This is a genomic window from Rhodococcus sp. Q, assembly GCF_005503035.1.
GTDB lineage: Bacteria > Actinomycetota > Actinomycetes > Mycobacteriales > Mycobacteriaceae > Rhodococcus_G.
The window spans coordinates 115,401-134,084 of record NZ_SCOY01000004.1 but is presented as its reverse complement, the minus strand read 5'-3'; the positions used below and the strand labels follow the sequence as shown (position 1 = coordinate 134,084).

Annotated in this window: 18 protein-coding genes; 7 read left to right on the top strand and 11 right to left on the bottom strand. The window is 68.2% G+C overall.

Annotated features, from left to right (window positions below; genetic code table 11):
- Window positions 1-70 precede the first annotated feature (70 nt).
- Window positions 71-409, top strand: a complete 339-nt coding sequence (locus FFS72_RS06215) for a YciI family protein (RefSeq protein WP_137873129.1) — start codon at window positions 71-73, stop codon at window positions 407-409.
- Here the strand turns inward: FFS72_RS06215 and FFS72_RS06210 are convergent.
- The 3 genes from FFS72_RS06210 to FFS72_RS06200 form a co-directional block, all read right to left on the bottom strand.
- Window positions 369-1,361 carry a TerC family protein gene (locus FFS72_RS06210; RefSeq protein WP_137873128.1) on the bottom strand — a complete coding sequence of 331 codons (993 nt, stop codon included), beginning with the start codon at window positions 1,359-1,361 and terminating at the stop codon, window positions 369-371. The two genes, FFS72_RS06215 and FFS72_RS06210, sit on opposite strands and share 41 nt — an antisense overlap.
- A 218-nt stretch (window positions 1,362-1,579) precedes the next feature.
- A complete protein-coding gene (locus tag FFS72_RS06205) occupies window positions 1,580-4,258 on the bottom strand; it encodes a DNA translocase FtsK (RefSeq protein WP_137873127.1) in 2,679 nt (892 codons plus the stop codon).
- A gap of 61 nt (window positions 4,259-4,319) precedes the next feature.
- Complete coding sequence (locus tag FFS72_RS06200) at window positions 4,320-4,946, bottom strand: TIGR03085 family metal-binding protein (RefSeq protein ID WP_137873126.1); 627 nt, start codon at window positions 4,944-4,946, stop codon at window positions 4,320-4,322.
- Window positions 4,947-5,008: 62 nt separating this feature from the next.
- Between FFS72_RS06200 and FFS72_RS06195 the strand changes: the two genes are divergently transcribed.
- The gene (locus tag FFS72_RS06195; protein ID WP_137873125.1) at window positions 5,009-5,791 is read left to right on the top strand and encodes a sulfite exporter TauE/SafE family protein; all 783 of its coding nucleotides are present in this window, start codon (window positions 5,009-5,011) and stop codon (window positions 5,789-5,791) included.
- Between the two features lie 96 nt (window positions 5,792-5,887).
- Here the strand turns inward: FFS72_RS06195 and FFS72_RS06190 are convergent, their stop codons facing one another.
- The 3 genes from FFS72_RS06190 to thyX form a co-directional block, all read right to left on the bottom strand.
- A complete protein-coding gene (locus FFS72_RS06190) occupies window positions 5,888-7,945 on the bottom strand; it encodes a ribonuclease J (protein WP_137873124.1) in 2,058 nt (685 codons plus the stop codon).
- Window positions 7,942-8,847, bottom strand: a complete 906-nt coding sequence (gene dapA / locus FFS72_RS06185) for a 4-hydroxy-tetrahydrodipicolinate synthase (protein ID WP_137873123.1) — start codon at window positions 8,845-8,847, stop codon at window positions 7,942-7,944. Before dapA ends, FFS72_RS06190 begins: the two co-directional genes overlap by 4 nt.
- Before the next feature lie 68 nt (window positions 8,848-8,915).
- Window positions 8,916-9,668, bottom strand: a complete 753-nt coding sequence (gene thyX / locus FFS72_RS06180; protein WP_137873122.1) for an FAD-dependent thymidylate synthase — start codon at window positions 9,666-9,668, stop codon at window positions 8,916-8,918.
- A 204-nt stretch (window positions 9,669-9,872) separates the two neighbouring features.
- On the opposite strand from thyX, the gene FFS72_RS06175 reads away from it, so the two are divergent.
- The 4 genes from FFS72_RS06175 to FFS72_RS06160 all read left to right on the top strand — a co-directional run bounded on the left by FFS72_RS06175 (window position 9,873) and on the right by FFS72_RS06160 (window position 12,664).
- Window positions 9,873-10,364 carry a toxin-antitoxin system HicB family antitoxin gene (locus FFS72_RS06175; RefSeq protein WP_137873121.1) on the top strand — a complete coding sequence of 164 codons (492 nt, stop codon included), beginning with the start codon at window positions 9,873-9,875 and terminating at the stop codon, window positions 10,362-10,364.
- 81 nt (window positions 10,365-10,445) lie between these two features.
- Window positions 10,446-10,880 (top strand): SRPBCC family protein, encoded by a 435-nt coding sequence (locus FFS72_RS06170; protein ID WP_137873120.1) that lies wholly within the window; start codon window positions 10,446-10,448, stop codon window positions 10,878-10,880.
- A 13-nt stretch (window positions 10,881-10,893) separates the two neighbouring features.
- On the top strand, window positions 10,894-12,183 hold the full coding sequence (locus FFS72_RS06165) for a hypothetical protein (RefSeq protein ID WP_137873119.1): 1,290 nt from the start codon (window positions 10,894-10,896) through the stop codon (window positions 12,181-12,183).
- A gap of 70 nt (window positions 12,184-12,253) precedes the next feature.
- Window positions 12,254-12,664 carry a carboxymuconolactone decarboxylase family protein gene (locus tag FFS72_RS06160; RefSeq protein ID WP_137873118.1) on the top strand — a complete coding sequence of 137 codons (411 nt, stop codon included), beginning with the start codon at window positions 12,254-12,256 and terminating at the stop codon, window positions 12,662-12,664.
- Between the two features lie 2 nt (window positions 12,665-12,666).
- On the opposite strand, the gene FFS72_RS06155 is transcribed toward FFS72_RS06160, so the two are convergent.
- Genes FFS72_RS06155 through FFS72_RS06145 form a run of 3 tightly spaced genes read right to left on the bottom strand, consistent with a single transcriptional unit; the run spans window position 12,667 to window position 16,067 of the window.
- The gene (locus tag FFS72_RS06155; protein WP_137873117.1) at window positions 12,667-13,881 is read right to left on the bottom strand and encodes a winged helix-turn-helix domain-containing protein; all 1,215 of its coding nucleotides are present in this window, start codon (window positions 13,879-13,881) and stop codon (window positions 12,667-12,669) included.
- 36 nt (window positions 13,882-13,917) lie between these two features.
- Complete coding sequence (locus FFS72_RS06150; RefSeq protein WP_137873116.1) at window positions 13,918-14,958, bottom strand: TIGR03857 family LLM class F420-dependent oxidoreductase; 1,041 nt, start codon at window positions 14,956-14,958, stop codon at window positions 13,918-13,920.
- Complete coding sequence (locus FFS72_RS06145) at window positions 14,955-16,067, bottom strand: phosphotransferase family protein (RefSeq protein ID WP_137873115.1); 1,113 nt, start codon at window positions 16,065-16,067, stop codon at window positions 14,955-14,957. The genes FFS72_RS06150 and FFS72_RS06145 overlap by 4 nt, the downstream gene beginning before the upstream one ends.
- A gap of 123 nt (window positions 16,068-16,190) precedes the next feature.
- Here FFS72_RS06145 and FFS72_RS06140 point away from each other — a divergent pair, with 123 nt between their 5' ends.
- Window positions 16,191-16,805, top strand: coding sequence for a TetR/AcrR family transcriptional regulator (locus tag FFS72_RS06140; protein ID WP_137873114.1), 615 nt, complete (start codon window positions 16,191-16,193; stop codon window positions 16,803-16,805).
- A gap of 16 nt (window positions 16,806-16,821) precedes the next feature.
- Here the strand turns inward: FFS72_RS06140 and FFS72_RS06135 are convergent, their stop codons facing one another.
- Both FFS72_RS06135 and FFS72_RS06130 read right to left on the bottom strand, forming a co-directional pair.
- Window positions 16,822-17,280 (bottom strand): flavodoxin family protein, encoded by a 459-nt coding sequence (locus FFS72_RS06135; RefSeq protein WP_137873113.1) that lies wholly within the window; start codon window positions 17,278-17,280, stop codon window positions 16,822-16,824.
- A 97-nt stretch (window positions 17,281-17,377) separates the two neighbouring features.
- Window positions 17,378-18,505 (bottom strand): serine hydrolase domain-containing protein, encoded by a 1,128-nt coding sequence (locus FFS72_RS06130; protein ID WP_249353149.1) that lies wholly within the window; start codon window positions 18,503-18,505, stop codon window positions 17,378-17,380.
- Window positions 18,506-18,684: the final 179 nt, after the last annotated feature.

Here is an 18,684-nt window from a genome sequence, read left to right as displayed (position 1 = left end):
ATAGAATCTACTGCCTGGTATCTATTCGATTCCATCCGGTTTCGGTTAAGGCAAGTGGAAGCGAGTGGCCATGTCGTTCATCGCTGTCGAGTACGTGTACCGCGACGGGTCGGTGCCCGACCGCGACGTACACCGGCCCGCCCACCTGAGCTGGCTCGGTGAACTCATCGACCAGGGCCACGTACTGACGGCAGGCCCTTACCTGAACAACAGTGGCGCACTCCTGATCCTGGCGACCCCGGACGCCGATGCCGCCGCAAAGCTGCTGGCGGACGACCCGTTCATTCACGCAGGCATCGTCATCGACATCCACTACACCGAGTGGAGGCCCGTGCTCGGAACGTTCTCCGAGCACGGACCCACCTCGATCACGCCGACGTCGTCGAGTTCCGCTCGCCTCGGGTCTTGAGGAGGCTGGCCACCGTCGTCACGACGAGCACGCCGATGATCACGGTCAGTGACATCGCGATGCTCACCTCCGGCACGCTCACGTGCTCGCCACCGTTGATGAACGGCAGGGTGTTCTCGTGGAGGGCGTGCAGCACGAGCTTGACGCCGATGAACGCGAGGATGATCGACAGTCCGTACGACAGGTACACCAAACGTTCGAGCAGCCCGCCGATGAGGAAGAAGAGCTGCCGCAGACCCATCAGCGCGAACGCGTTCGCGGTGAAGACGATGTACGGCTCCTTCGTCAGGCCGTAGATCGCGGGGATCGAGTCGAGTGCGAACAGGACGTCGGTGAACCCGATCGCGATGAGCGCGAGCAGCAGCGGTGTGACGAACCGCTTCCCATCGATCTTCGTGACGAGCTTGTCACCGTCGTACTCGTCCGTGGTCGGGACGAACTTGCGGACGATCGAGACCATCCGGTTCTCGCGCTTCTCCTCGGCTTCCGCTTCGTCGCCGTGGTCCTTGACCAGCTTGATCGCGGTGTAGACGAGGAAGAACCCGAAGAGGTAGAAGACCCAGCTGTACGCGTTGATGGCGGCGGCACCGACGGCGATGAACAGTCCGCGCAGAACCAGCGCCATGACGATGCCGATCAACAGCACCTTCTGCTGGTACTCGCGGGGTACCGCGAAGCTCGACATGATGATGACGAACACGAACAGGTTGTCCACCGAGAGCGCCTTCTCGGTGATGTAGCCGGCGTAGTACTCGCCACCTGCTCCGGTACCCCATTGCCAGATCACGAAAAGGCCGAAGAGGACCGCGATGCCGATGTACACCGCGGACCAGAACCCGGATTCACGCAGTGTCGGCGCGTGCGGAGTGCGCACGTGGGCGAAGAAGTCGAAAACGAAGAGGCCGAGGATCACCAGACAGGTGATGATCCAGACCATCGGGGTGATGTGCACAGGCAATCCTCCGGTAGTCGATCAGGACACCGGAGGTCTCTCCCGCCGCGCTCTCCGGCGACACGGGATGCGTGTCGTACCGGCTCGCTCGACCGGCAACCCCGGAGCGGCGATTGCGCCGATCGTGTTGACGAGGTTGCCGCGAAACAGTGGGGATACTCCCCTCCAAAGCCTCCTCATTCAATCACAGCATCGGCGCATCGCCGCCAATCAGCAGGTCACTCCTCGGATTCCGATTCGTCCGGATCGCCGCCGCGAATCGACCACAGCAGCCCGTCCAGTTCGTCCGGTTTGATCAGAACCTCGCGTGCCTTCGACCCCTCGCTCGGACCGACGACCCCACGCGTCTCCATCAGGTCCATCAACCGGCCCGCCTTGGCGAAACCGACACGCAACTTGCGCTGCAGCATCGACGTCGAACCGAACTGGCTGGTCACGACCAGCTCGACGGCCTGCAGCAGGACGTCCATGTCATCGCCGATGTCGGGATCGACATCCTTCTTCTCCGCGGCCTTGGCAGTGGTGACGCCCTCGGTGTACTCCGGCTCGGCCTGGTTCTTGGTGAAGTCGACGACGGCCGCGATCTCCTCGTCGGTGATGAACGCGCCCTGCATACGGGTCGGTTTGCCTGCACCCATCGGCAGGAACAAGCCGTCGCCCATACCGATCAGCTTCTCGGCGCCGGGCTGGTCGAGGATGACCCGCGAGTCCGTCAGGGACGACGTCGCGAACGCGAGCCGCGAGGGCACGTTCGTCTTGATCAGGCCCGTCACGACATCCACCGACGGCCGCTGGGTCGCGAGCACCAGGTGAATGCCCGCAGCACGCGCCTTCTGCGTGATGCGGACGATCGCCTCCTCGACGTCCCGCGGAGCCGTCATCATCAGGTCGGCCAGCTCGTCGACGATCGCCAGGATGTACGGGTACGGCCGGTACACCCGTTCGCTGCCCAGTGGGGCGGTGATCTCGCCGGACCGGACCTTCTTGTTGAAGTCGTCGATGTGCCGGACCTTGTTGGCCTGCATGTCCTGGTAGCGCTGCTCCATCTCCTCGACCAGCCACGCCAGGGCCGCGGCGGCCTTCTTCGGCTGGGTGATGATGGGCGTGATGAGGTGCGGGATGCCCTCGTACGGCGTCAGTTCGACCATCTTCGGGTCGATCAGGATCATCCGAACCTCGTCCGGCGTCGCCCGCTGCAGCAGCGATACCAGCATCGAGTTGACGAAGCTGGACTTACCCGAGCCGGTGGAACCGGCAACCAGCAGGTGCGGCATCTTCGCCAGATTGGCGCTGACGAAGTCGCCCTCGATGTCCTTGCCGAGGCCGATGACCAGCGGGTGGCGGTCCTTCCGTGTCGACGGGGCGGACAGGACGTCGGCGAGGCGGACCATCTCGCGGTCGCTGTTGGGCACCTCGATGCCGACCGCGGACTTGCCGGGGATCGGCGCGAGCAGGCGAACGTTGTCGGTGGCGACTGCGTAGGCGATGTTGCGGGCGAGTGCCGTGATCTTCTCGACCTTGACGCCGGGGCCGAGTTCGACCTCGTATCGAGTGACCGTCGGGCCGCGGGTGTACCCGGTGACCGCGGCATCGATCTTGAACTGCTCGAGGACCTCGGTGATGGCCTCGATCATCGCCTGGTTCGCAGAACTGCCGGTCTTCGGCGGATCGCCCTCGATCAGCAGCCCGGCGGGGGGAAGGGTGTAGTCGCCCTCGATCACCCGGTCCGGGATCAGCATTTCCGGCTCGTCGGCGGGCTTCGGGGCGGGAGCGGGCTTGACCGGCTTCGCCTTGGCCCGAGGCCGCGGCTGTGCGGGTTCCGGTGCGGGCTCGGCGGCGAGGACCTCGGTCGGCACGGAATCGTCGAACTCGTCGAGCGGGTAGTTCGACGTCGGATCGTGTGCGGGACGACCACCGCTCGCAGGCTGCGCGTCGTCAACCGGGTATCCGTCCGCGTCGAACAGCGCCGGGTCGTAGTCGGCATCGTCACGCGACGCACGACGGCGCGAGGGCCGCAGGTTTCGCAGGCCGCGAAGCTGGTCGTGTTCGTCGTCGTGGTCCGAGTCGTCGAAGTCGTGGTCGGACTCCTGGTCGTACGGCTCGTAGTCGTCGTCGTGGCGCGGCGATCCGAGCAGGGCGCGGACGCGGGCCGGGACCTCACGGACCGTGGTTCCCGTCAACAACAGGACGCCGAAACCCATCGCGAGCAACAGCAGCGGCACCGACAGCCAGAAGGTCACGCCGTCGGTCAGCGGGCCACCGGCCACGAAGCCGACGAACCCGGCACCCGCTGCGCGCCCCTCGGCGTCGCGGGGCTCACCGCTGATCACGTGGAAGATGCCCAGCGCGGGCACGGCGACGAGCAGCGACCCGAGCACCAGGCGCGGCCGGATCTCCGGGTTCGGCTCGGATCTCATCAGGATGACCGCGACCACGACACCGATCACCGCGAGCAACGCCGCGGCACCGCCGAACAGGGCACGTACTCCGGTTTCGATCCATCCACCCACGGGGCCGCCGGCACCGAACCACATCGCTGCCGCGATCACCGCGCTGACAGCGATCAGACCGAGTGCGATCCCGTCCCGCCGGTGTCCGTGCTCGATATCGCCTGCACGCCCGACGGTCCGTGTGGCCGCGCCCACCCCCCGAGCCATCAGCGTCCAGCCGCGACCGAGTGCCGCACCGACGCTGTGCAGCGCGCCACCACTCGACTTCCGCGCGGCGGGCCGCCTGGTCGCCGGCCGGGGCGCGGTGGGCTTGCGGGGTGTCGACACCGTGCGGGTGGTGCGACTGCGAGGTGCCGATCCGCCCGACTTCGCCCCACCCGACGATCCGGTGCGCCCCGACGATCGGGGCGCACTCGCGGTGGTTCGGGTTCCGGACTTACCAGCCATGATGCCCAGGCTAGTCGCTTCGGCCCCATCGAGACCATCTGCAACACGTGTCCCAGCGGACTCAGACGCCGCGCGGAAGTGCCTTCACCGCCGCCACCGCGTCGTCCGGTCCGTCGAACCCGACATGTACCGCATCGCGTCCGAACACGTACAGCAGCAGTTCTGTGGGTGTCCCGGTCAGGATCACCTCGCCGGCTCCCGACGCGCGGCGCGGGGTCACTGTGCGCCCCTCCCCCGCGTCGAGGACCACCGTGCAGGGCGCCTTCCGGAACACCATGCGACCCAGCTGCCGGGCCAGGGACCACAGCGCACCGTCCCACTCGTCGCTGAGATCCCGCGGCTCCCATCCCGGACCCGACCGCCGGACGTCCTCGTGGTGGACGAACATCTCTCCGAGATTCGCCTTGGCGTCGACCAACCACAGGGGCGACCAGATCGGAGGGCCGGTCCGGACCAACTCCAGCAATTCCTCGTACGGGCGGGCCGCGTACTCGACGCGAACCTTCTCGGTGTGCGGCGCGAGCGGCTTGATCACGATTCCGGGTGATGCGTCGAGACGCCGTTCCCGCACCACGAGATGCGCCGCGAGGTCGCGAGTCGTCCAGTCCCCGCACAGCGTTGGCGCATCGGGTCCGACAGCGGTCATCGTCGCCACCAGAGCGTGGCGTTCGTCACGGGCGAGGGTCATGCCGCGCAGGCTACCGCGCCCCGCGTTCCGGCGAGCACCTCGACGTCGCTAGCGTCGCGCGTGTGTCCCCCCTCGAGATGATCGTCATCGCCATGGCCGGGTTCTGTGCAGGTGGCATCAACGCGATCGTCGGATCCGGAACGCTCGTGACCTTCCCGACGCTCGTCGCCTTCGGGTATCCACCCGTGGTCGCGACGATGTCGAACGCGGTCGGACTGGTCGCGGGCGGCGTGTCCGGGACCTGGGGGTACCGGCGGGAACTGGGCGGCCAGTGGGATCGACTGCGCTGGCAGATCCCCGCTTCCCTTCTCGGCGCCGCGCTGGGCGCATGGCTGCTGCTGCACCTGCCGGACAAGGCGTTCACGACGATCGTGCCGATCCTGCTGGTGGGCGCACTGATCCTGGTCGTCACCGGCCCTCGCATCCAGTCGTGGGCGCGGGCTCGGGCCGAAGCCGAGGGACGCACGCCGGACCACGTCGGGACGGGACGGATGGTCGCCCTCACGGCGGGCACCTTCGCGGTCGGGGTCTACGGCGGGTACTTCACTGCCGCGCAGGGCATCCTGCTCATCGGCGTGATGGGAGCGCTGCTCCCCGAGTCGATGCAGCGGATGAACGCGGCGAAGAACCTGCTGTCACTGCTGGTGAACGTTGTCGCCGCGACCGCATACACGGTGGTCGCGTTCGATCGAATCGACTGGGCGGCGGCGGGGCTGATCGCGGTCGGCTCGCTGATCGGCGGTTCGGTCGGCGCCCGATACGGCAGGCGCCTGTCCCCGACCGCACTGCGCGCCGCCATCGTCGCACTCGGCCTGATCGGGCTGTGGCGCCTCCTCACGGCCTGACCACAGCGACAGGCAACGCCCCCGCATGCGTAAACGGACCGTTCAGACCCTCAGAGGGCCCGAACGGTCCGTTGACGACCGGAGAAAAGGAGTGCGCTAGACGCCGATGACGGTCGGCACGATCATCGGGCGACGGCGGTACTTGTCGGCGACCCAGCGTCCGACGACGCGGCGCACGGCCTGCGCGATCCGGTGGGTGTCGGTGACACCCTCACCCGCGAGCCTCGCCAACTCCGACTCGACGAGGACCGCGGCCTCCTTGAGCGCGGCCGGGTCGTCGGAGAAGCCTCGACCCGACACCTGCGGGGTGCTGACGGCCTTGCCGGTGTGCTGGTCGACGGCGAGCGAGATCGAGATGAAGCCGCCCTCACCGAGGACCAACCGGTCCGAGAGGGTCGAGTCGCCGACGTCGCCAACGGAGTTGCCGTCCACGTAGACCATCCCGACGGGGACCCGACCGACGATCTCGGCGAGCCCGTCGACCATGTCGACGACGACGCCGTCCTCGGCGAGCACGATCCGCTCCTCGGGGACGCCGGTGGCCTTGGCCAGCGCGGCGTTGGCGCGAAGGTGACGCCACTCGCCGTGCACGGGCATGGCGTTCGTGGGCCGCACCGCGTTGTACAGGTACAGCAGCTCACCTGCGGACGCGTGACCGGAGACGTGGACCTTCGCGCTCTGCTGCGTGACGACGGTCGCGCCACGCTTGGCGAGCCCGTTGACCACCGCGAACACGGAGTTCTCGTTGCCGGGGATGAGGGACGACGCGAGCACGACCAGATCGTTGGCCTGGATGTTGATCTGGCGATGCTCGCCGCGGGCCATCCGGGACAGTGCAGACAGCGGCTCGCCCTGCGAGCCGGTGGAGATGAGCACGAGCCGGTCGTCGGGCAGGTTCGCGGCCGTGTCGACGTCGACGATCACACCGTCCGGGACGGTGAGGTAGCCGAGATCCTGCGCGATCTGCATGTTCCGGACCATCGAGCGGCCGACGAAGGCGATCCTGCGGTTGTAGCGCACCGCGACGTCGACGACCTGCTGGATGCGGTGCACGTGACTGGCGAACGACGCGACGATCACGCGCTGCTTCGCCTTGCCGATGACGCCGTCGAGGACGCCGCCGATCTCACGTTCGGGGGTGACGAAGCCCGGGACCTCGGCGTTGGTCGAGTCAACGAGGAACAGGTCGACGCCCTCGTCCCCGAGCCGGGAGAAGCCGGCGAGGTCGGTGAGCCTGCCGTCGAGCGGCAGCTGGTCGAGCTTGATGTCACCGGTGTGCAGTGCGACGCCGGCGGACGTCTTGATGGCGACCGCGATGGCGTCGGGGATGGAGTGGTTGACCGCGAAGTACTCGCATTCGAACGGCCCGTGGGTCGTGATCTGCCCTTCGACGACCTCGACGAGGTTGGGCCGCTGCCGGTGCTCGCGGCACTTGGCCGCAACCAGCGCGAGGGTGAAGCGGGATCCGATCACCGGAACGTCGGGTCGCAGGCGCAACAGGAACGGCACCGCGCCGATGTGGTCCTCGTGGCCGTGGGTCAGGACGACGGCGACGACGTCCTCCATCCGGTCCTCGATGTGGGCGAAGTCCGGGAGGATCAGGTCGACGCCCGGCTGCTGGTCCTCGGGGAACAGGACACCGCAGTCGACGATCAGCAGCTTGCCCTGGTGTTCGAAGACCGTCATGTTGCGGCCGATCTCGCCGATGCCGCCGAGCGCGACCACGCGGAGCCCGTCCTTCGGCGCTTTCGGCGGCAGTCCGAGACGCTCGGTCGGGTCGACGCCGGTGATGCCGTCGGGGCGGTTCTTCGGCTGCCGCTGCGGGCGGTTCGATCCGCCCTGCGGCTTCCGCCGCCTGCCCGACTTCTCGCCGCTCGCCTTTTCTGCGCCCGCGTTCCGAGTGCCCGCGTTCCGGGTGCCCGACTGGTCGGCGGCAGACTTCGCCGGGGCCGCCTTGGCTCCCCCGGACCGCCTGCTCGACGTCTTCGCCTCAGGCGCCTTCGGCGCAGTTTCCTGAGGTGCAGCTGCCTTCGGCGCTGCTTCCTGGGGTGCAGCTGCCTTCGGCGCTGCGGTCTCGGTCGGCGTCACCGGAGCGGGGGCGCTCGGCGGCCCCGCCTGACGGCGTGCGCTGCGGCGGCGATTCGGCCCGGTCATGACAGTGCTCCCGCTGCGCGAAGGTCTGCTGCCAGCATCTCCAGATCGGCCGGTTCCGGAGCGACCTGTGGCAACCGTGGATCACCGACTTCGATGCCCTGCAGTCTCAAACCTGCTTTCGACGCGCTGACGCCACCGAGTCGGCCGGTCGCCCGCATCACCGGGAGCAGTCCGGCGTTGATCTCGCGGGCACGCGCCACGTCGCCTGCTTCGTAGGCGGTGAGCAACTCTCGTAGTTTTCCGGGAACGAGATGTCCGATGACACTGACGAACCCGACGGCACCGACCGAAAGCCACGGCAGGTTGAGCGGGTCGTCGCCCGAGTAGAAGGCGAGGTCGGTGTTGGCGATCAGTTCGGCGCCCGCGGCGAGGTCGCCCTTCGCGTCCTTGACCGCCTTGATCCGCGGATGCTCGGCGAGCCGGTAGATCGTCTCGGTGGCGATGGGAACGACCGAACGGGGCGGGATGTCGTACAGCATCACCGGGAGGTCCGTGGCGTCGGCGACTGCGGTGAAGTGCGCCAAGAGTCCGGCCTGCGGCGGCTTCGAGTAGTAGGGGGTGACGACGAGGAGTCCGTCGGCGCCCGCCTTGGCTGCGTCGCGGGCGAGATCGACGCTGTGCGCGGTGTCGTTGCTGCCTGCGCCTGCGACGATCGTGGCGCGGTCGCCGACGGCGTCGATCACGGCGCGCATGAGTTCGAGCTTTTCCGACTCGGTGGTCGTGGGCGACTCGCCCGTGGTGCCTGCGAGGACCAGCCCGTCGCATCCGCCGTCCACCAGGTGGGCGGCCAGCCGCACGCCCGCATCCACGTCCAGCTTCCCGTCGGCTGTGAACGGGGTCACCATCGCGGTCAGGATGGTGCCGAACGGGCGCTCGACTGGTGCGGATTCAGCATGGGTCATGGTTGTCAAGGTTACCCGGTAACGCAGCCCTCACCGCACACCGATCACGCCTTACCGGGGTCACCCGGTCAAGCACCGGCGTCGAACTCGGTGACCGCCACCTCGGTTCCGTCGGACAGTTCGGCGATCTCGAAGTCGCCGAACACATTTGGCGCTGCCGCGCGGAGCTGCCGCAGGCACTCGACGGCGAGGCCACGAATCTCCACGTCGGCGTGCTCGGTTGCCCGCATCGCGATGAAGTGTCGCCAGGCCCGATAGTTGCCGGTCACGACCAGTCTGGTCTCGGTTGCGTTGGGCAGGACCGAGCGTGCGGCCTGCCGCGCCTGGCGGCCCCGCAGTGACCCGTTGGGGACGTCGGCGAGCCTGGTTTCCAGCGCGTCGAGGAGTTCCGAATAGGCCGACCGGCTGGCGTCGGTCGCGGCGGTGAACAGCGCCTCGAGTTCCGGATCGCCCGCGACCGCGGGAGGCACGACGACCTTCGCCTCGCGTTCGGAGACCGAACGCTGCGAGAGCTGCGAGAAGGAGAGGTGCCGGTGCCGGATGAACTCGTGAGTGCAGGAGCGGGAAATCCCGGTCACGTAGAAGCTGACGCTGCCGTGTTCGAGAACCGAGTCGTGCCCGACTTCGAGCAGATGCCGCAGATACCCGGCATTGGTGGCGGTGCGGGGATTGGGCTTGCTCCAACTCTGGTAGCACGCGCGGCCTGCGAACTCGACGAGGGCTTCACCGCCGTCGGCATCGGTCTCCCACGGCACGTCGTCGGGCACGAAGAACTCGGTCTTCGCGATGAGTTGCACCTTCAGGGACACCGCTCGCTGCACTGCACACCCTCCTCGGACCCGACCGGGATCGTGTCCGAACACTAGCGGGCGGGCCCCGAATACGGCGTGAACGGACCGTTCGACCCCGCAGGCGGCCTGGACGGTCCGCTCACGGCTGCGGCGGTTGACCGAACGCAAGGAGTGACACCATTGGTGACATCACTCTTCATTGACAGACGCCACCAGTGGCGCCACACTGACGTCATGGAGATTTCGGAGTACACCCAGACCCTGCGTCGCGACCTGGCGGCAGCGGCAGCGCTCGGCGACGAGAACACCCGCCGGATCGCAGAGGCGCTCGCCGACGCGGCCGAGAACTCGGCGCGACTGATGCTCATCAGCGCGCTGTCCGATCTCGCCTCGGAGATTTCGACTGCACTCGGCGACCGGACGGTGCACGTCCGACTCCGCGGTTCCGAGGCCACCGTCGAGGTCACGGGCGCCGAACGCGCCGCAGGCGCCTCCGAGGCGCCCCGATCTGCCGACGAAACAACGCGGCCTGCTTCGGAATTCGACGATCTGAGCGGAGACATCTCCCGCGTGACCCTGCGCCTGGTCGAGCAGGTGAAGTCGAAGGCCGAGGAAGCGGCCGCCCAGAACGGCGTGTCACTGAACTCGTGGGTGGCGCAGGCCGTGCAGGGCGCACTGAGCGATCAGATGCGACGCAGCCGCGAGAACACGAAGTTCGGCCTGTAACTGACTCGACGGTAAGATCGCCACGTCTGGTAGGGATCTACTGACGAACCACGTCTCTCAACAAGCGCGAAGGGGTGACTCATGGCGGTATCCGGGTCCAAGGAGTTCGACGTCAAGGCAGATCCGGCAACGGTGATGGCGGCACTCGTCGCGGTTGAACGTCTGCCCGAGTGGTCGTCGGCGCACAAGACGGTCACCGTCGAGTCCACCTACGACGACGGCCGCCCACTCCGGGTGCGGATGACCGCCTCCGTCGTCGGCATCACCGACGAGCAGGTCGTCGACTACTCCTACGACGGCGACAAGAAGCTGGAGTGGACGCTCGTGTCGAGCACGCAGCAGAAGCAGCAGGACGGCAGCTACATCCTGACGCCCAACGCGACCGGCGGCACCCACGTCGAGTTCTCCCTCACCATCGACCCGAAGATCCCCGTTCCGGGCTTCCTGGTGAAGAAGGCCCAGAAGATGGCCCTCGACACCGCATCGAAGGGCCTGACGAAGTTCGTCGAGGGCTGACGTCCACGCCGACGTGACGGCACCAGATCCGAGCAACGGGCCCGACCACCGTCGGGCCCGTTGGTCGTGGCGGGACACCGCCGTGGTCGCGGCGATCATCGCGACCGGAGTCGGTGCCGCATGGGCGCTCCCGCACGACACGCCCGACATCACGCCCGAGTCCGGGGTCGAGCCGAGCGACCACGTCACCGAACCCGTGACGTATCCGGTCGACATCCCGGGTTGCGACGAAGTGGGACCGCCACCGGGTCCCGGTAGGAACGTCTACTGGGCGCCCTACGGCCCGGCGCGGGAGGGCTACGACGACCCGGCGTATCCGTGGTTGACCGCGGCGAAGGCCACTGCGATGTCCGACGCCCTGGCCGCGGCGATCCCCGATGACGTCGAGATCCGGTTCGGCGCGCCCAACCGGATGCTCCAGTTTCAGCCCGTCTGGCACGTCGACCCGGAGGGACTACCCGAGGATGTCGACCCCGCCAGCGTCAACGGCGACAGCGACGCGACGGGCTTCCTGACCCGTCCCGGTGCCTCGGGACGCCTGCGGGTGGCGGTCCGGGAAGAGCACTCCGGTGTCCCCCCGTGCGTCGCGGGGCGGCTCGACGAACGACGTTCGCTGCCCGACGGCACTGTTGTCGATGCCGTCGATACCTGGTCCGAGGACGACGGAATCCGGACGTTGAAGCGCACCGCGGTGGCATACGCGCCGGACGGATCCCGGGTGTCGGTGCGGGTGGACGACGAGACCGGCTACGGCGAGGACGCACGTAGCGGCGCGCTCCCGATGACCGTCGACGAGCTGGCCACGATCGCCGCGGACCCCGGATTGCGTTCCGGTACGGCAGTTCCCGCGGGCACGGCGCCTGCCCGGCCGGGGTGCGGCGAGTGGGTCGAACCGATGGGCGGCGTCCTGAGCCGCGACGACGTCAACCGACTGGACGGCGCACTGACCGCCGCATGGGCCGGTCTCGGCCCGGTGGCGGTGACACCCGATCGGCCGATCGGATCCCTCACGCTCGCGAGATCATCCAGCGGCGCCGCGTGTGTCGACGTGTCGCTCACCGGCTCCGGGGCCCCGGCCGAGTTGAGCGTGACCCTGTCCGAGGACACCTCCGCCCCCGAGGAGTGGACCGACGACCATGTCCGGGACGACGGCACTCGGGTCAGGTCGAGTGTCCACGACGATGCGACCTATGTGACCGCAGTGCGTCCGTCGGGAACATCGGTGGAGCTCACGCAGACCGGACCCGGCCTCACCGTCGACCAGTTGGTCGCGCTGGCAACCGCGACCGGACTCGATCTGTAGCCACCGGGCACAATCGTCCATGCCCGCCCGAGCAGCGGCCCGAACACCGATCGACCCCGGAGGTACCCCCATGAGTGAGCGCGACATCCCCGAGACCGGCTACGACGCGGGACTCGCGGTCCGGCGGGCGGTGATGAGTGACGAGTTCGTCGATCGGGCACTGGACCGCACCCGCGGCACCGATTCGGAGGCCCTGCAGGAGCACGTCACCGCGACGGTGTGGGGCGGGGTGTGGACACGGCCCGGCCTGGAACGCCGCGACCGGAGCCTGCTCAACATCGGGATGCTGATCGCGCTGCGCGCGCACGAGGAACTCGAAGGTCACGTGCGGGCCGCGTTGACGAACGGGCTGACGCGCACCGAGATCACCGAGGCCGTCATCCACTCGTCCGGCTATTGCGGGGCGCCGGCCGCACTGTCCGCCATGAAGGTGGTGCAGCGGGTGTTCGACGCCGAGTTGGGTCCGCTCGCCGACTCCTGACGTCACACCGCGGCAGCGAGGTCCTCGGCGAGGTCGCCGCGGTCCCCGACCACGACGTCGGACAGACCGAGCCATGTTGCCATCGAACGCAATTCGACGGCGAGCGTCTCGGCGACCTCGCCGCGGTGGCGTCCGTCCTCGGTGAAGGCCGCGGGTACGCGGAGTGCGTCGGCGGCGCGGTCGGCCTTGATGTCGACCCGCCCGACGAGTTCGCCGCGGTGCAGGAACGGGAAGACGTAGTACCCGTGCACCCGCTTGTGCGCGGGGGTGTAGATCTCGATGCGGTACCGGAACCCGAAGACACGTTCGGTGCGCGGCCGGAAGAACACCAGCGGGTCGAACGGGCACAGCAGCGCGGTGCCCGCCGCGCGGCGCGGAACCCGGGCGCCCGCGGCCAGGTAAGCGGGCGCGTCCCACCCGCGCACCGTCACGGGGACGAGTGCGCCGTCGTCGACGAGGTCGGCGATGGCAGGAGTCGCCTGCGCGACGGAAAGACGGTGGTAGTCGCGCAGATCCGCGGCGGTGGCGACTCCGAGTGCGCGGCCCGCCCGGCGGATCAGTTCGCGGATGGCGTCCGGCTCGGGGACGTCCCGGGCGGCGACCTCGGCGGGCAGAACACGATCGGCGAGGTCGTAGTGGCGAACGAAACCCACGCGGCGGTCCACCGACAGCGCCCCCGAGGCGAAGAGTTGTTCGCAGATCACCTTCGTGTCGCTGCGCCCCCACCACGGACCACGTTCACCTGTGGAGTCGATCTGCAGGTGTCGTTCCACCTCGCCCGCCGACGACGGCCCGACTTCGGTCACGACGTCGAGCACGTCCTTGCCGAGGGTGGGGTTGCGGTCGAGGACGCGTCGCTCACCCGCCCAGCGTCCACCCTCGTATCGCCGCATCCGCCACCGCATCAACGGCCAGTCCGCGACGGGGATCAACGCGGCCTCGTGGGCCCAGTACTCGACCAGGGCACGGGGTTTCGTCGCGGAATCCCGCCAGGCCGCGGCGTCGAGGAGGTCGCGGTCGTAGCCACCGATCCGACTGAAGACCGGCATGTAGTGCGCACGGACGGCGACCGACACCGAGTCGATCTGGAGCAGACCGGTCCGGTCGACGGTCGCGAGCACTCGCCGCCTCGTGGCGGGTGACGCGGGCCGACGGTCGGTGAACCCCTGTGCGGCGACCGCGGCGCGCCTCGCCGCCGCAGCGGTCATCTCCAGCATGACTCCAGGGTGCCACCGACCACCGACAGGTTCGGGTCACGCGCTCGCGACGTACTCCGTGACGATCGGTTCGAGCTCCGAGGGGGTCGAACCGTGCATGATCACGCCGTCACATCCGAGGTCGAGCTGGTGTCGGATCCCCGCGACGCACTGCGCCGGGGTCCCGGTCGCGGCATAGGACAGCCACTCGTCGGGAAGCAGTGACGCGGCGTGCTCGAGCTGGTCGGTCGTGCCCACGACGTCGAGTCCGGCGACGGTGCCCATCATCGGGTCGGACAGGAACCGCTGCAGCACCGCGGGGTCCCATCCGTTGGTGTCCACCAGCAGTTGCCCGTAGCCCTGCAGGTAGGTCCCGAGCCTGCCGACCGTCTTGCGGAGTCGGTCGACTTCGGAGACGTGGTCTCCGACGGTGGCGAGGCACGACCATACCTTCACGGCATCCGGATCGCGGCCCGCTTCCTCGGCGGCGGACTTGACCAGTTCGACGCATGTCGTCGTGGCCTCGTCGGTGAAGTAGGTGTGCAGCACGACCTCGTCGAACATTTTGCCCCCGAGTTTCAGGGTGTTCGGCCCGAATGCCACGAGCCCGAGAGGCAGGTACTCGTCGAGGGTCGAGTCCAGGTACAGCACCGGATAGTTGCCGGACGGTCCGTCGTGGCCGACGATCGTTTCGCCGCGGAACAGTCGCCGCATCAGCTGCGCGAAGTCGGCCATCTGTGCCGTCGTGATCGGGGGAATCCCGTACGCGCCCTGGAGAAGTGGTATTCCGCGTCCGATCCCGAGGGTGAACCGGCCGCCGCTGAGGTCGCGGAGTGTTCGCGTCATTCCGGCGGTCACCATCGGGTGTCTGGTGTTGTGGTTGGTCGCCGCGGTGCACAGCTGAATGCCAGCGCTGGCGGCGGCTGCAGCGCCGGACAGTGCCGCGATCTCCTTCTTGTTGTAACGCTCGGAGAGGAAGGCGGTTCCGATGCCCAGCCGCTCCGCGTCCGCCACCTCGTCGAGAATGTCCCGCGCAGAACGAGGTTGGCCCGCAAGGAGGTAGCAGCCCAGTTCGTCGAGTACTCGTGTCGCGGTCACAGCTGCCCCCGGATCAGGTCGAGGGAGCCGAGGTCGCGGATAGCGGCGCAGCCCCGCTCGAGCATCGTCACGATCATGTCGTCGCCTCGTTCGGTGGCGGCGGCAAACGCGAAGCCGAGCGTGGTGATCATCGGTATCTGCAGGACGGCGATCCGGTAGTCGTCCCAGCACTCGTCGAAGGAGTAGTCGGTGACGCCGTGCTCGGTCAGCACGCGATGGTAGGCGTCGACCAGCTCCCGTTCGTATTTCGCCCGCACCGACGGCTCGAAGCTGGTTCCGATGAAGTAGGCGAGGTCGCGGGCGGGCAGGCCCACCGCCAAGGTCTGCCAGTCGACGACGGTCACCCGATCGCCGTCGGGGTGGAACAGCAGGTTGTCGAGGCGGTAGTCGCCGTGCAGGATGCCGAAGCGGTCGGGACGCAGGAGCAGCCATGCGCCGACGAGGTCCGCCGCCTCGCGCAGGAGGGCGACGTCCTCGTCGCCCAGTCGTCCGGCGAGTGTGTCGATCGTGGTGGCTGTCGCCATCGCGGTGATGTCGCCCAACCCTGTGGCCGACGCGGAGTCCGCGGGCTTCGGCATGACGGTGCCCGTGAAGCTCGCCCACCGCGGGTCGCACCAGCGCGGGCCGTGCAGGCCGGCCAGTGCCTCGACGGCCAACCGCGCCTGCGCCGTGCCGCACCCGCGGATCTGGTCGCCCTGCGACGCGGGCGAGAGGTCTTCGAGAAGGAGCACGAATTCCCTTCCCTCGTCAGCGATCTCGCAGTGGAAGCAACGCGGCACCGGGATCTGCACCGAATCGGCGACCTGCGTGTAGAACGCGTGCTCCGACCGGTAGCCGAGGGCGACGCGGTCGCGGACCGCGAGGTCCTGGGAGGGCAGTTTGAGGACGAAGGTGTCGGGTAGGTCGGGTCCGCGACGTCGGTACCGGATCGTCAGCCGATAGGTCGCGGCCGTCTGTCCCGTGCCGACGGGCGTGATGTCGAACCCGTCGACGATCACCTGGTCGTCGGTGTCGGACAGGACGGTACCGAGCCAGTCGGCCGTCACCTCCGACGGCGATCCCGGTAGTCGCCGCTCGGACACCGCGGCGGCGTCTCCACTGCTGCTCATTCGCACCCCTCCATCGCACGTGAAGGGGACCATACACCTGAATCAAATGTGTATGGCCAGGTTCGGCGACATCGGTTTCACCTGACCAGGGCCCGATACACTGCCGTTCATGACGGGCGGGCGATGAGGACACACGGCTGGGCGGGATCACCCCCGGACTCGGACGACGAGGCGGTCGCCCGGATCGTCGCGGCAGCACTCGAGGTCGTGGAGCAGCGCGGGACGGACATCACCGTCGCCGATGTCGCACGTCTGCTCGGCGTCACCCGGCAGACGGTGTACCGCTATTTCGATGGCACCGACGCCCTGCTCATGGCGGCCGCCACCGCCGCTGCGACCGACTTCCTGGACACCGTGCGCGCCCGTGTCGGCACCGAGGATCGCCCCGCCGAGGCCGTGGTCGACGCGATCGCGCACACCCTCGAACTGCTCCCCCACCGCAAGCCGCTGCACCTGCTGATCGACCCCGCCCAACGCGGCCGGTTCACCGCCGGAATCACCTCCGACACGGCACGCGCCTTCGCCCGCGCGATGCTCGTCAACCTTCCCGTCGACTGGCGTGGCGCCGGATTCGACGACACCACGATGGACGAGCTGGTCGAGTTCGTGCTGCGCGTCATCCAGTCCTATGTGGTGGATCCGGGAGATCCACCGAGCACCGGCACCGAGTTGCGGGCATTCCTGCAACGCTGGGTCGCACCAGCGGTGAGTGCCGCCGCTGTCGTACCCGGCGGGTGACACTCGACCCGGTCGCTCAACCCATCAACTGCGCGGCGACGGTCGCGCCCAGCTCCCAGCACGCCTGCAGGGCGTCCTTGCTCGGCTTGCCCGAGACCACCACGTACTCCGCTGCTTTCGTCCAGCCGAGCCCGGTGGTGATGGAGTCGACGCCGCGCTCGGCACCTTCGGTGCCCTCGTTGCCATGGAAGTACGCACCGAACGGGCGTCCCCTAGTGCTGTCGAGGCACGGGTAGTAGCAGACATCGAACGCGTGTTTGAGGGCGCCGCTCATGTAGCCCAGGTTGGCCGGCGTGCCCAGCAGGTAGCCGTCCGCCTCCAGCATGTCCGACGGCGTCACTGCGAGCGCGGCGCGCCGCACGACCTCGACACCCTCGATCTCGGGATCGGTCGCGCCGGACACCACGGCCTCGAACATCGCCTGACAGTGCGGAGAAGGGGTGTGATGAATGATCAGCAGGCGTGAACTCGGCATCGCTCTCCTTGGTTCGGTGACAGAGCATTACACAACGCGTCTTTCGCGCGGTTCAACAGACCGGATTCCGGCGTACGGTCCGTCCGAGTGAGAGGTACTACGACGGAGGCCCCGGCCACCGGTGGTCGAGACTGACGACGCTCACGATCTCGGTCACGAGGTTCCACACGCCCAGCGGGTCGACGTTCGAATTGACCAGCACCACCATCGTTTTGCCCTCGGAGGGAAGGCGATAGGCATACGCCTGGTAGCCCGCGATGCTCCCGTTGTGGCCGATCCAACCGTTCTGGTACTCGACGCCGAGGCCGTACAGAGAACCCGATCCTTCCGACGGCGCGGGCTGAAATTCTTCCCGTTCGTGCTGAGTGACCGGCGTGAGCAGGGTTCCGTCGGCCAGGACCCGCGCCCAGACGCTCAGATCGTCGAGTGTGGAGATCATGTTTCCCGCTCCGTATCCCCAGGACGGGTTCCAGTCGGTCGCGTCCACCGTCTCACCGTCGGATGTTCGGGTGTATCCCCGGGCGTGCGGTGCCGAAAACGCCGCGGTGTCTCCGACCGACGTGTGGTCGAGTGCCTCGGGTCCCGTGATGTGGTCGGCGATGTAGTCGGCCAGCGGCTGACCGGAGGCCTTCTCGACGACGAGACCGAGGAGCACGGTGTTGGTGTTCGAGTAGTCGAACGCGGTGCCCGGCGGGAACAGCGGTGGGGTGCTGAAACCGATCTCGAGCAACTCTCGAGGCGTCCACTGGCGCTGGGGCTGACTCGGGAGCAACGGGATCACCACCTCCCCGTAGTCGGCGAGTCCGCTACGCATGGCTGCCAGTTGGCGGATGGTGATCGTGTCACCGTTGGGGACGCCCGGCACGTACACGTCGATCGAATCGTCGAGGCCGACCCTGCCCTGATCGACCAGTTGCAGGACGGCAGTGGTGGTGAACGTCTTGGTCACGCTGCCGACTCGCATGAACAGGTCCGTCGACATGGCCTCGCCGGTGGACGTGTCGCGGACCCCGAACGCCTCCACGTAGGGCGCGGCGCCGTCCTGCCAGACACCGACGATCGCCCCGGGAACCGAGGCGTGCTCCATCGCCATCGGAATCGTCTCCGTGAGCTGTGCATCCGGCAGGACCGGTGGAGCGTCTCCCGAGTCACCGCATCCGACCAGTGCCGCCGTCGCGATCGACAGGGCAGCGACGAGCCGCCGCACCGAGGAGGTCCGTGCCACCGAAGTCTCCGAACCGCACCCCGCGCGTCGTCCCGTTCGACGCGCGAAGTGCGGGTTCGACGGAAAGTGCAGAGCCTCCGCGATCATCGCCTCTCCCACCGGAACGGAAGGAACAACCGATGCGGCCCGGGCATACGAGCGTGGGCGCCATGACCATTATGGGCCGCCGTCCGGACGCA